Origin of the sequence: Aeromonas sp. R7-5, from assembly GCF_040908015.1 — a bacterium.
In the GTDB taxonomy this organism is placed as follows: domain Bacteria; phylum Pseudomonadota; class Gammaproteobacteria; order Enterobacterales; family Aeromonadaceae; genus Aeromonas; species Aeromonas caviae.
The window spans coordinates 31407-43988 of the sequence record NZ_JBFOCZ010000027.1 but is presented as its reverse complement, the minus strand read 5'-3'; the positions used below and the strand labels follow the sequence as shown (position 1 = coordinate 43988).

At 56.0% G+C, this 12582-nt stretch carries 9 protein-coding genes; 6 read left to right on the top strand and 3 right to left on the bottom strand.

What is annotated here, in order from left to right; all coding sequences use genetic code 11:
* Positions 1-38: 38 nt before the first annotated feature.
* The 6 genes from AB5Y53_RS11295 to AB5Y53_RS11270 are packed head-to-tail and all read left to right on the top strand — an operon-like array spanning position 39 to position 8600.
* Entirely contained in the window at positions 39-449 is a 411-nt protein-coding gene (locus AB5Y53_RS11295; protein WP_368182034.1) for a restriction endonuclease, read from the top strand.
* Between the two features lie 26 nt (positions 450-475).
* Positions 476-2725 (top strand): N-6 DNA methylase, encoded by a 2250-nt coding sequence (locus AB5Y53_RS11290; RefSeq protein ID WP_368182033.1) that lies wholly within the window; start codon positions 476-478, stop codon positions 2723-2725.
* Positions 2725-4089, top strand: coding sequence for a restriction endonuclease subunit S (locus tag AB5Y53_RS11285; protein WP_368182032.1), 1365 nt, complete (start codon positions 2725-2727; stop codon positions 4087-4089). The genes AB5Y53_RS11290 and AB5Y53_RS11285 overlap by 1 nt, the downstream gene beginning before the upstream one ends.
* A 17-nt stretch (positions 4090-4106) precedes the next feature.
* Positions 4107-4709, top strand: a complete 603-nt coding sequence (locus AB5Y53_RS11280; protein ID WP_368182031.1) for a hypothetical protein — start codon at positions 4107-4109, stop codon at positions 4707-4709.
* Positions 4710-4721: 12 nt separating this feature from the next.
* Positions 4722-5558 carry a DNA damage-inducible protein D gene (gene dinD, locus AB5Y53_RS11275; RefSeq protein ID WP_368182030.1) on the top strand — a complete coding sequence of 279 codons (837 nt, stop codon included), beginning with the start codon at positions 4722-4724 and terminating at the stop codon, positions 5556-5558.
* Positions 5559-5561: 3 nt separating this feature from the next.
* Positions 5562-8600 carry a type I restriction endonuclease subunit R gene (locus tag AB5Y53_RS11270; RefSeq protein WP_368182029.1) on the top strand — a complete coding sequence of 1013 codons (3039 nt, stop codon included), beginning with the start codon at positions 5562-5564 and terminating at the stop codon, positions 8598-8600.
* Between the two features lie 278 nt (positions 8601-8878).
* Here AB5Y53_RS11270 and fhuB read toward each other — a convergent pair whose 3' ends face one another.
* The 3 genes from fhuB to AB5Y53_RS11255 are packed head-to-tail and all read right to left on the bottom strand — an operon-like array spanning position 8879 to position 12547.
* Entirely contained in the window at positions 8879-10861 is a 1983-nt protein-coding gene (fhuB, locus tag AB5Y53_RS11265) for a Fe(3+)-hydroxamate ABC transporter permease FhuB (protein ID WP_368182028.1), read from the bottom strand.
* Complete coding sequence (locus AB5Y53_RS11260; RefSeq protein WP_319900879.1) at positions 10858-11751, bottom strand: ABC transporter substrate-binding protein; 894 nt, start codon at positions 11749-11751, stop codon at positions 10858-10860. The genes fhuB and AB5Y53_RS11260 overlap by 4 nt, the downstream gene beginning before the upstream one ends.
* Positions 11752-11782: 31 nt before the next feature.
* Entirely contained in the window at positions 11783-12547 is a 765-nt protein-coding gene (locus tag AB5Y53_RS11255) for an ATP-binding cassette domain-containing protein (protein ID WP_368182026.1), read from the bottom strand.
* Positions 12548-12582 lie beyond the last annotated feature (35 nt).

Genomic DNA, 12582 nt, shown 5'->3' with positions numbered 1-12582 from the left:
GCTGCTGGCTGAGGTGCTGGCCCTGCCCCCCGCAGCTGGTGGTCGATCTGATGGTGGCCATGGGCTATGGCGGCAGTGGGCAGGAGGCGGGGCAAACCACCCGCGCCAGCAGTGATGGCGGTATCGATGGCATCATCAAGGAAGATAAGCTGGGGCTCGACTCCATCTATTTGCAAGCCAAGCGCTACGCAGATAAGACCGTCGGCCGTCCCGAGATACAAGCCTTTGCCGGAGCACTCGATCTACACAGGGCACGCAAAGGGGTCTTTATCACTACCTCCGGCTTTAGCCGTGAGGCTCAGGAATATGTGGGATTGATTGAGAAGCGCATAGTGCTGATCGACGGCTCTCGTCTCACCGCCCTGATGATTGAACACAACGTGGGTGTTTCCACCCGTCAGGTCTTCGCCATCAAGACGCTGGACTCCGATTACTTTTCAGAAGATTAAACAACGCATTTTTTCGGGAATCTCTCATGCAAAATGATCAACACCAAAACCTGGTTGGTTTTATCTGGAATATCGCCAACAAACTACGTGGCCCCTATCGTCCGCCTCAGTATCGCCGGGTCATGCTACCGCTGATTGTCCTGCGCCGCTTCGATCTGGTGCTGGCCGAAAACAAGCAAAAGGTGCTGGACGAAAAGAAACGTCTGGAAGAAAAGGGCATCACCGGCCCTGCGCTGGACAAAGCACTGTCGCGCATTGCCGCAACCGATCGCAAACAAGAGCTGTTCAACACCAGCGGCTTCACATTTGAAAAGCTGCTGGGGGATGCTCCCAATATCGCGGGCAACTTGATCGCCTATATTCAGGGTTTCTCGCCACGCGCCCGCGACATCTTCGACAAGTTTGAGTTTGAAGCCGAGATCGCCAAGCTGGACGAGGCTAATCGGCTGTTTCTGATCATCCGGGAGTTCTGCTCTCAAGATATCGACTTGTCACCCAAGGTCATCAGCAACTTGCAGATGGGCTACCTGTTCGAAGAGCTGGTGCGCAAATTCAACGAGCAAGCCAACGAAGAGGCCGGAGATCACTTCACCCCACGCGAAGTCATTCGTCTGATGGTGCAGTTGCTATTCACTGGCGAGGACGATATTTATGTAAAAGGTATCTACCGCAGCGTGTACGACCCAACGGCGGGCACTGGCGGCATGTTGTCCGAGTCAGAAAAGTTCATCTGTGGCGATGGCGTGACTCACGGCCTTAACCCGGATGCCAACATTGAGTTGTTCGGTCAGGAATACAACCCAGAGTCCTATGCCATCTGCTGCTCGGACCTGTTGATCAAAGACGAGCCAATCAACAACCTGATCTATGGCGACACTCTGGGCATCAAGGATGCCAAGAACAAGACCAACGGCTTTGTGCCACACGACGGCCACTCGGATAAGAAATTCCACTACATGCTGGCCAACCCGCCTTTTGGCGTGGAATGGAAACCGGAAGAAGAGTTCGTGCGTGAAGAGTACCAACAGCAAGGCTTTGATGGCCGTTTTGGCGCAGGTCTGCCACGCATCAACGATGGCTCGCTGCTGTTTTTGCAGCACATGATCTCCAAGATGCATCAGCCGCCCCAATTGGTCGATGGCAATAATCTGGGTGGTGATGGCTCCAAGATCGCCGTGGTGTTCAATGGCTCGCCCTTGTTTACCGGCGATGCTGGTTCCGGTGAATCGAATATCCGCCGCTGGATTATCGAACGCGACATGCTGGATAGCATAATCGCCCTGCCTGACCAGATGTTCTACAACACAGGCATCTACACCTACGTCTGGATCGTCACCAACAAGAAGCCCGTTCATCGCCAAGGCCAGGTGCAACTTATCGATGGCACCCGCCACTTCAAGAAGATGGACAAGAGCCTGGGCAATAAGCGTAACGAGCTCTCGGATGAACACATCAAGGAATTGGTGCGCCTGTATGCCGAGTATGAGCACGACGCAAAGAGTGAAGTGATCGAGACCATCGATGGCAAGCCGCAGACGGTGGAACGCACCTGCAGCAAGCTCTTCGAGAACCGCGAATTTGGCTTCCTGAAGATCACAGTCGAGCGCCCACTACGCCTCAATTTCCAAGTCAGCGCCGAACGTATCACCCGGCTTGCTGGCCAGAGCGCTTTTGCCAATCTGGCCACCAGCAAGAAGCGCAAGAGCGAGGCCGCGTATGCCGAAGAGGTGGCGGCAGGAAAAGCCACCCAAGCGGCTATCCTCGAAACCCTACAGGGCATGGATGCAGCAACGTTATACCCTAGCCGCCCCGCGTTTGTTGCCGTACTGGACGCCGCCTTAAAGGCAGCAAGAATCAAGCTGGGAGCACCGGTGAAGAAGGCGATCTTGGCCGCTTTATCCGAGCGCGATCCCCAGGCGGATATCTGCCGCGATAACAAGGGTTTTAACGAGCCGGATCCCGAACTGCGTGATACCGAGATTGTACCGCTGCCGAGCGACATCGCCCTGCCGCTGCCGCTGGGTTTTGATAACGAAACCGGCCACGACCAGCTGTTAGCACTAGTCAAAGATCACTGCGAAGAGTACCTCAAGGCCGAAGTCCTGCCCCATGTACCTGATGCCTGGATCGACCACAGCAAGACCAAGGTGGGCTACGAAATTCCACTTGCCAAGCATTTCTACGTCTATAAGCAACCGCGCCCGCTAGATAAGATCGCCAGTGAAATAAGTCAGTTGGAAAAAGACATCATTGCCATGCTGAGTGAGGTGGTGTGATGGTCAGTTTTCAGAAATACCCTGAATACCTAGCAACTAAGTATCCTTGGATTGGTGATGTGCCTAGCAGTTGGGAGGTGCGGCGTCTTAAAGAAGTGGGACGCTTATTTGGTGGCGCTGGGTTCCCGCACGAATATCAAAATGTGCAAGGTGAGGAGCTCTACTTTTACAAAGTTGGGGACTTGAGCCTTTCAGAAAACGGTAAAACGTTACTAGCCTCGCCACATACTATCAGCAAGGATACCGCACAACTATTGCGCGCAATCATTGTTCCAAAGAATGCAATTGTTTATGCCAAGATTGGCGCGGCGCTTTTGTTAAACCGCCGTCGCATGACGACAGCGGCATGTTGTATTGACAACAATATGACGGCCTATGTCGTTGATGCAGAAAAAGTGGTTCCAGAATGGGCCTTCTATTGGCTATCCACACTTGATTTCGGTGAGCATGTTAATCCAGGAGCAGTCCCTTCTTTTAGTGAAGGTTATCAGTCCGTTCTGCCTATACCTGTTCCGCCGATTGAAGAACAAAAGGTCATCGCTCGCTTCCTCGATTTCAAAACCGCACAAATCGACGCCTTGATCGCCAAGCAACAGTCCCTGCTCGGCAAACTGGCGGAAAAGCGCACGGCGCTGATCAGCCATGCTGTCACCAAGGGGCTTGATCCGTCCGTGGCGATGAAGGATTCAGAGGTGCCTTGGTTGGGTGACATTCCCGCTCATTGGGCACCTAAGCGTATGCGGTTCTGCATGAAAACAAACCCTAGCAAGGGGGAAATCAAGCTGAACGATGACGAACTGGTCTCATTCATTCCAATGGAGGCGGTTGGCGAGTTTGGCGGACTGAATCTCGATGCGGAAAAAGAACTTGGTGAAATAGGCGGGGGATATACGTACTTCGCAGACAGCGATGTCGTTGTAGCGAAAATAACCCCGTGCTTTGAGAATGGCAAAGGGGCAATTGCTCGCGGGTTAAAAAACGGGATTGCGTTCGGGACAACAGAACTGCATGTGATGCGCTCGGATAACACCCTCCTGCCGGATTATCTATTTCACCTCACAATGTCTCATCCGTTTCGATGCATTGGTGAGTCGGAGATGTACGGTGCTGGGGGGCAAAAGCGCGTTCCAGAAACATTCCTCAAAGATTTTCGGATTGGATTGCCCCCTGTAAATGAGCAGCAGGACATCATCGACTACATCAACAAGGTAAATCAAAAGCTTGACATGCAGATGTCGAAGGCAACAGATGTAATTGACCGTTTGACCGAATACCGCTCGGCACTCATCACCAACGCCGTGACCGGAAAAATCGACGTGCGTAGTTTTAAGATTCCAGATGCCCCTGTAAGCAACGCAGAGTGAGCAAGGAGAGCTAACGGATGGCATTAAACGCACAAGGCTACTTCAACTGTTTGAAGTCTTACCTGAACACCAACCACTACGGTGAGGTGCAGGCAAGCGACAGTGAAGTGGTGCTGAAAGAAAAAGGCTTTGGTCACGCAGGCAGTAAACCCATTACTTATGAAGTGAAACTGCCAACCCGTGGTGAAACCTTAGTGATCAAGCTGGATACCAAAAAGAATGGCGCAACCTTGCCGCTGTTTCACTTTCTAGACGACACAGCCAAGCCGTGGTCCAAGCGTTGTGATTATGTGTTGTTTAATCTGCGCAAAAACAAGTTGCATGTTTACTGCCTGGAATTTAAATCGGAAAGTATTCCACAAGATACTCCTGAGCAATTGACGGCGAGTGTGGATTGGCTCAAAGCGTTGCACGCCACCATCAAAGCCTATACCAACAAAAAGAGCACCTTTCATGTGACCAAGTATGTGTTGAGCAACACGGCAGACCCAACACCCTATCTGGATGCAGATGGCAAGTACCTGCAGCGGGATCATACGATACGCCACTACCGTTATGCCGACCTCAATGGCATGGCGCTGGCAGATTTGGATAACAGCAATATTGAGGTGATTCGATGAAAGGGAATTGTCATGCCTAAATCCAGCATTTCGACTCAGCACCACGCCACATTTGAAGGCATTCGCCAGCTTGATGAGGCTGGTAACGAGTTTTGGTCAGCCCGGCAGCTCGCCAAGGAGCTGGAATATTCTCAATACCGCCACTTTTTGCCTGTGATGGAAAAAGCGCGGGAAGCCTGCACAAACAGTGGGTACAACGTAGCAGACCATATGGAGGATATCCTCACAATGGTTGAGATCGGCTCAGGCGCACAGCGCAAAGTGGAGGATGTACGACTTTCGCGCTACGCCTGCTACCTGATTGTGCAAAACGGTGACCCCTCCAAGCCCGTGATTGCCAACGGTCAAACCTATTTTGCCTTGCAAACCCGGCGTCAAGAGCTGGAAGACAACGTCAAGTTTGCCCAGCTGGGTGAAAATGAAAAGCGACTGGCTATACGCAATGAGCTAGCCGAGCACAACAAGTGCCTGGCAGCAGCGGCCAAAGATGCTGGTGTTGCAACGCCGTTGGACTACGCCATTTTTCAGGACCACGGTTACAAAGGCTTGTATGGCGGCTTGGGTGCCAAAGATATTCATGCACGCAAAGGTTTGAAGAAGAGCCAAAAAATTCTGGATCACATGGGCAGCACCGAGTTGGCGGCCAACTTGTTCCGCGCCACACAGGCAGAAGAAAAGTTGCGCCGCGATCAGGTCCAGGGCAAACGGCAGGCCAATCAAACTCACTTTGAGGTCGGGCAAAAAGTTCGCCAGACCATCCAAGAGCTGGGGGGGACCATGCCCGAAGCATTGCCAACCCCAGAGCAAAGTATCCAACAGCTTGGTAAGAAAAAGCTGGAGGGGAAATAGCCCATGCACAAAGAAATCGACTTTGAAAACGACATCGAACACGCACTGGTCAGCCAAGGCGGCTTTGATAAAGGTGATCCCAGCACCTACGACCCGGATGCAGCCCTGTTTCCTGCTGATGTCGTCACTTTTGTGCAGAAAACCCAACCGAAGATCTGGACACGCCTGGCCCAGCTTGATGCCACCAAGGCTCCCACAATGCTGCTGGATGGCTTGATTAAAGAGCTTGCAGCCAAGGGAGCCTTGAGTGTCTTACGTGAGGGCTTTAAGTGCGTGGGTAAGACAGTACGGCTGGCCTACTTCGCGCCCAATACTGGGTTGGACCCCGCCAGTACAGAACGCTTTGACGACAACCGTCTGACCATTGTTCGGCAGGTGAAAACCAAAAGTGGCGCTATCCCCGATGTCGTGTTGGCAGTAAATGGCTTGCCAGTAGCCACGCTAGAGCTGAAGAACACCATGTCAGCCACCCGCTGGAATGTGGAAAACGCCAAGAACCAATATCGTTTTGAGCGCGACCCCAAAGAGTTGCTGTTCGCCTTCAAGCAACGCTGTTTGGTGCATTTTGCAGTGGATACTGAGCAGGTGTTCATGACCACCAAGCTGGAAGGCAAAGATACCTTCTTCCTGCCGTTCAACCTGGGCCATGACCACGGTGCAGGCAACCCTCCAACCGCAGGTGATGTACGAACCTCATACCTTTGGCACAAAGTGTTGACCCGCAACAGCTTGATGGACATTTTGGCCCGTTTCATCCATTTGGATGTTCAGGAAAAGAGTGTCGTTACCGAAAAGGGCATCAAGCGTCATAGCAAGGAAACGATGATCTTCCCGCGCTATCATCAGTTAGATGCGGTACGGACACTGACCGATCATGCGCAGGCACATGGTTCGGGACATAACTATCTCATTCAGCACTCAGCTGGTTCAGGCAAATCGAACTCGATTGCCTGGCTTGCACACCGCCTCTCCAGTCTTCATGACGCTAACAACGAAAAGATTTTTCATTCGGTCGTCGTCATCACCGACCGGCGCGTACTAGATCAACAGTTACAAAACACCATCTTCCAGTTTGAGCACAAGCTGGGAGTGGTACAGAAGATTGACGAAAACACCCAACAGTTGGCCAAATCGTTAGCTGATGGTGTGCCGATCATTATTTCTACCATCCAGAAGTTTCCCTTCATCACCCAAGCCATCCGTACGATGGAGGCTAATGGTAAGGGCGTCGCTATCTCGACAGCAGGCAAGCGTTTTGCCGTGATCGTGGATGAGGCGCACAGCTCACAGAGCGGCGAAACGGCGATGGAACTGCGTAAGATCCTGAACAGGGACGGCATTGAAGCAGCAATAGCCGAGCAGTTGCTGGATATGGACGACGATGCCTTGAGCGAAGAGGCGAAGAAGGCGTTACTTCGTGAACAGCTCAAACGCGCCAAACAGCCCAATTTGAGTTTTTTTGCCTTCACCGCCACCCCCAAGTTCAAGACCCTGGCTGTGTTCAACGAACCAGGCCCCAATGGCAAGGCACCATTTCACCACTACAGCATGCGGCAAGCTATCGAGGAGGGCTTTATTCTCGATGTGCTGGCGCACTACACCTGTTACAAGCGCTACTGCAAACTGATCCAGAAGGTGGAAGCAGATCCCGAGGTGCCCCGCCGCAAGGCAGCCCGGGCACTGGCACGCTTCATCGAGTTTCACGACTACGAGATAGCGCAAAAAGTGGAAGTGATCGTGGAACATTTCCGCACCCATACTCGGCACAAAATTGGCGGTCGAGCCAAAGCGATGGTGGTAACGGGTTCACGCGAGCACGCCGTACGCTACAAGCTGGGCTTCGACAAGTACATCAAGGACAAGGGATACACCGATGTGCGATCACTGGTGGCATTCTCTGGCGAAATTGCGCTTAAAGAGTTTGAGGACAAGAAGTTCACCGAAGTAGATATGAATAACGGCATCAAGGAAAACGAGCTGCCGGAAAAATTCAATACCGAGGAATACCAAGTCTTGCTGGTGGCCGAAAAATACCAAACGGGATTTGACCAGCCACTGTTGCACAGCATGTATGTCGACAAGCGCTTATCTGGCATTCAAGCGGTACAAACATTGTCGCGCCTCAATCGCACAACACGAGGCAAAACAGATACCTTCGTTCTCGATTTTGTTAATGCACCGGAAGACATTTATACGGCGTTTAAACCCTATTATGAGAAAACTGACAAGGGCGAGGACACCGATCCTCAGCAGCTCAACACACTGGCTCATACACTCTTCAACTGGAAGATATTCACTAAGAGCGATGTAGATGCCTGGTGCGAAATCTGGTTCAGAAACCGGTTAAACCCCACTGGTGGCGAACATAAGAAATTGAATGGTTTGCTCGATTTGGTGATTGAACGATTCAAGGCCATCGAAGAAGAAGACCAGAATCTATTCAAAGGGCAACTGATCAGCTTCCGCAATCTTTACAGCTTTGTTTCTCAGATCGTGCCGTACCAGGACTCCGATCACGAGAAACTCTACACCTATGCCCGCTTCTTGCTGACCAAACTGCCATACGAAACTGACAATCGTACGGTGCAGGTAGACGACGAAGTTGAACTCAAGTACTACCGTCTACAAAAAATCAGTGAGGGCGCGATAGATTTGAAGATCGGTGAACCAGATTCACTGTATGGACCCACCGAGGTAGGCACTGGGCAAGCTGAAGAAGACGTACAGCTATCAACTTTAGTTGGCAAGCTGAATGAGCGCTTTGGTACAGAATTTACTCCTGCAGATCAGCTTTTCTTCGACCAAGTTCGTGAAACGGCGGTGGCCAACGAGCAGCTACGGCAGGCGGTTATGGCCAACAGCATTGAAAACTTCGAACCCGTATTTAACAAGCAGCTTGAAAAGCTGTTCATTGAACGCATGGACGGAAATGAAGATATCTTTGTACGCCTGATGAATGACGAAGCGTTTAGGGGTATTGCTGCTAGCCATTTGATGCAAGCGGTCTACCAGCAAGTGAGGGGAAGCAAGAACGACAACTGATCCCCTCCCAAACGAGTCAGCAAGGTGCTAGTGCTAAGCTCTGGCTCCTTGCTGGCCCAAGCCGATAGCTTGTGTGGGGAGTGGTGTTGAGTGGAGGCGTTTTCAACAAGTGTTCCCATATTTGTTCCCATGGGGATAAATAGCAAAACTTAAACCCAAATATTTACAGATAGTTAGATGTATTTTCTAGCTTCTGCATCGGCAAGTAAGTCCGCAGAGCAGGCAATGAAAAGCCCGGGTTCATCCCGGGCTTTTTTGTGCGCTTTTCATCCACCAACCTAGAGACGGCGCAGGCACCACATGAAGTAAGCGCCCCCTAACAGGGTGGAGACCAGACCGACGGGCACCTCCTGGGGAAAGAGGATCTGCTGGCCGATCCAGTCCGCCGACACCATCAGCAAAGCGCCACAGCCTGCAGCGCCGAGCAGGTGCCAGCGCGCCCTCACCAGCCCCATCAATCTGGCCAGGTGCGGCGCCAGCAGACCGGCAAAGGAGAGCGGGCCTATCACCATGGTGGCACTGGCGGTGAGCACGGCCACCAGCAGCAGGATGGTGAGCTGGGCACGGCTCAGGCGGATGCCGAGCGCCGTCGCTACCGCCGGCCCCATGGGCATGAGATCGAGCCAACGGCTCACCAGCAAGCAGGCTGCCAGCATCAGCAGCGCCAACACCACCAGGGCAAGGGCCACCGGCTGGGTGACGTAATAGGTGGAGCCGGACATCCAGGAGAGCAGTTGCTGCACCCGCAGGTCGCCGTTGGCCAGGGCGATGGCCTGCAACGGCTCGAACAGCGCCGTGATGGCGATGCCAGACAGCAGTATCCGCTCCGGCTGGAAGCCGTTGCGCCGGTTGATAAGCACCAGCAGCAACAGGCAGGCGAAGGCGCCCATCAACCCCCCCAGCAGCATCATGGGCAGCGGCAAGGCGGGCAGCAACAGGGCCGCCGCAATCACCCCCATGAAGGTGCCACCGCTCACCCCCAGCAGCTCGGGGCTCGCCATGGGGTTGTTGCTGACTCGCTGCAACAGGGTGCCTGCCAGCGCCAGCAACACGCCTGCGGCACCCGCTGCCAGCGTGCGCGGCAAGCGCCACTCCAGCTGGGCCTGCCACCGCAGCCAGCTCGGCCAGCCCCAGCCGCCCATCCCCTGCCCAAACAACAGGGAGGCAATCACCGCCACAGCCAGCCCCAACACCATCAGGCCGACAAGGCGAGTCGGCGCCGGATGGCGGGCCAACTGCAGGGAGGAGTTCGCCTTAGGTGAACTCTGCTTGATGCCAAGACGCGGGATCAGCCAGAGCAGCAGCGGCGCCCCCAACAGGGCCGTCATGGCGCCGGTCGGGATCAGCACAGGCCAGAACCGGCTCAGGGTCTGCAGCAGCAGATCGGTGGCCGCCAGCAACAGGGCGCCGAGGATGGGTGCCCACAGCAGCCGCTGGGCCAGTTTTCTGACCCCCAGCAGCCGCACCATGGCGGGCGCCGCCAGCCCGATAAAACCGATCAGCCCCACCACGCTCACCACGCAGGCGGTGACAAACACCGCGAGGCCGAGGCCGGCGAATCTCAGGTGCTTGAGAGAGACCCCCAGGCTGCGAGCGCTGGCATCGTCCAGCTCCAGCACTGCCAGCGGGCGCACCAGCACCACCGCCAGCATCGCGGCCAGCAGCAACCGTGGCAGCAGATAGCCGACGCCGCTCCAGCTGTTCTGGGCCAGAGATCCGCTCCCCCACACCAGCAACCCTTTGAGCTCCTCCTGGAAGAACAGCAGCAATCCCATGCTGATGGCGGCCAGATAGAGGTTGATCACCAGCCCTGCAAAGACGATGACCACGGGATTGAGCTGACGGCGCCAAGCCAGGGCGAAGACCAGCCCCATGGCCAGGCTTCCCCCGGCCATGGCGATCCACTCCCGCCCGATCAGCAGCCAGGAGGGGGCGAGCAGGGTCACCATCATCAGCGCCAGCTGGGCGCCGGAGGCCACCCCCAGGGTGGTGGGCGAGGCCAGGGGATTGCGCAGCACCTGCTGCATCAGGGTACCGGCGAGCCCGAGGGCGGCACCGGCCAGCAGGCAGATGGCTAGGCGCGGCAGCCAGCTGAAATGAACCACCGCCTGGCGGGCATCGTCCAGCTCGGGGGAGAACAGGGCCTGCCACCAGAGCGCCCCCGGCAGTTGACGTGCCAGCTCGGCGCAAGCCAGCCCCAGTGTCAGCACCAACAGGCAGAGACCCGGGCGCAGCAGGGGCGAAGAAAGAGAAGATCTCATTGATTTGATCCCCCGGTTGCACTGTGGACAGCCTGCTCCCGCAAGGCACCGTCCAGCAGGGTAGCGAAGCGGCGGGCCGCCAATATGCCACCAAAACTCCATGTCGCAGGCAGATGGATCACTGGATTGTTCTGTACCAGCGGGAGATGCTGCCACAATCCAGGCTCCTGAAGTTTTTCACCAACTCCTACGGGCACTGGGTCCACCACCACCAGCCTAGCCTCCGGCATCCCGAGAAACTGCTCCAGGCTCGCGACCGAGAATCCCCAGGCATTGGTCTCTCCCTGCCAGGCGTTGCGAAGGCCGAGGCGCTGCATCACTGCCTCGAACAGGCTGCCATGGCCAAACACCCGCACATGGCGCTCATCGATGAATTGCACCACCAGCAAGGGGGGCAGATCGGCGGGCTGCGCCGCCTGCATCTGTGCCAGATCCAGCTCCAGCGCGGCGAGCTGGCGTTCGGCCTCCGCCTCTTTGTTGACCAGGGCGGCTATGGTCAGGGTCGCTTCCCGCAGTCGCTGCCACAGATCGGTGCCAGGTTCATACAGCGCGATGGAGTGCACCGGCGCGATGCGGGAGAGGGTCGGCGCCAGGGGGGCCGCCAGCGGCGAGATGAGAATAAGATCCGGTTTGAGCTCCGCCAGCAGTTCCCGGTTGGGTTGGGCACGCAGCCCGATATCGATCACCCCGGCAGGAAGCTGGGGTTCACCGACCCAGGCGCGATAGGGGGCCACATCCCCCACCGCCATCGGTGTCACTCCGAGCGCCAGCAGGGTCTCGGCTATGGTCCAGTCCACGGTGGCGATGCGGGGCGTGGCGCTGGTGGCGCTGACAAGTTGCCCGGCCTCCCCTGCCAGGGGCAGCAGCAGACTGAGCAGACAGGGCGCCATCTTCAATAAACGGTTCAAGAGCGGCCCCCGGTCAGACGATGGCGATGGCGTGGTCATGGGCCGGATGGCGAATGACCTCCATGGGGATGCCATAGATGGCGTTCAGGGTCTCCCCTGTCATGATCTGTTCGGGCTCGCCGTGGGTCAGCAGACGGCCGGAGTGCAGCGCCACCAGCCGATCGCAGAAACGGGAGGCCATGTTGATGTCGTGAATGACGATGATGACCCCGAGGTTGAGCTGGCGGCTGAGCTGCTTGACGAGCGTGAGCACCTCCACCTGATGGGCCACGTCCAGGGCGGCCAGCGGCTCGTCCAGCAGGATGAAACGGCTCTCCTGAGCCAGCAGCATGGCGAGCCAGACTCGTCCCCGCTCGCCGCCGGAGAGGGTATCCACCAGCCGAGCGGCAAAGCGTTCGGTGTGGGTCAGGGCGATGGCCCGCTCCACCTGACGGTGATCTTCCGCTCCCATCCGGCCCAGCAGGCCGCGCCAGGGGTAGCGCCCCATCTCCACCAGTTCGCGGCCGAGCAGGTTTTCGGCACTCGGCAGGTGCTGGGGCAGATAGGCCACCTGACGGGCAAACTCCCGGTTGCCCCAGGCAGACAACGGCTGGTCATCGAACAGGATCTCCCCGCCGCTGTGGGGTTGCTGGCGCGCCAGCAGCTTGATCAGGGTCGATTTGCCCGACCCGTTGTGGCCGATGAGGCCATAGACCCGACCTTGCTCGAAGCGAAGGCTGGTGGGGTGCAGCAGCGTGCGGTCATTGACCGCGAAGCTGGCGGATTTCATCTCGAACATAAGCAATTCCTGTGCTGGCTTGCTGCCAGTCTCAT

What these genes read in the sequence shown, in the direction of transcription:
- AB5Y53_RS11290 (WP_368182033.1), top strand. Translation starts at nt 476, where the DNA reads ATGCAAAATGATCAACACCAAAACCTGGTTGGTTTTATCTGGAATATC.
- AB5Y53_RS11285 (WP_368182032.1), top strand. Translation starts at nt 2,725, where the DNA reads ATGGTCAGTTTTCAGAAATACCCTGAATACCTAGCAACTAAGTATCCT.
- AB5Y53_RS11280 (WP_368182031.1), top strand. Translation starts at nt 4,107, where the DNA reads ATGGCATTAAACGCACAAGGCTACTTCAACTGTTTGAAGTCTTACCTG.
- dinD (WP_368182030.1), top strand. Translation starts at nt 4,722, where the DNA reads ATGCCTAAATCCAGCATTTCGACTCAGCACCACGCCACATTTGAAGGC.
- AB5Y53_RS11270 (WP_368182029.1), top strand. Translation starts at nt 5,562, where the DNA reads ATGCACAAAGAAATCGACTTTGAAAACGACATCGAACACGCACTGGTC.
- fhuB (WP_368182028.1), bottom strand. Translation starts at nt 10,861, where the DNA reads ATGAGATCTTCTCTTTCTTCGCCCCTGCTGCGCCCGGGTCTCTGCCTG.
- AB5Y53_RS11260 (WP_319900879.1), bottom strand. Translation starts at nt 11,751, where the DNA reads ATGGCGCCCTGTCTGCTCAGTCTGCTGCTGCCCCTGGCAGGGGAGGCC.
- AB5Y53_RS11255 (WP_368182026.1), bottom strand. Translation starts at nt 12,547, where the DNA reads ATGTTCGAGATGAAATCCGCCAGCTTCGCGGTCAATGACCGCACGCTG.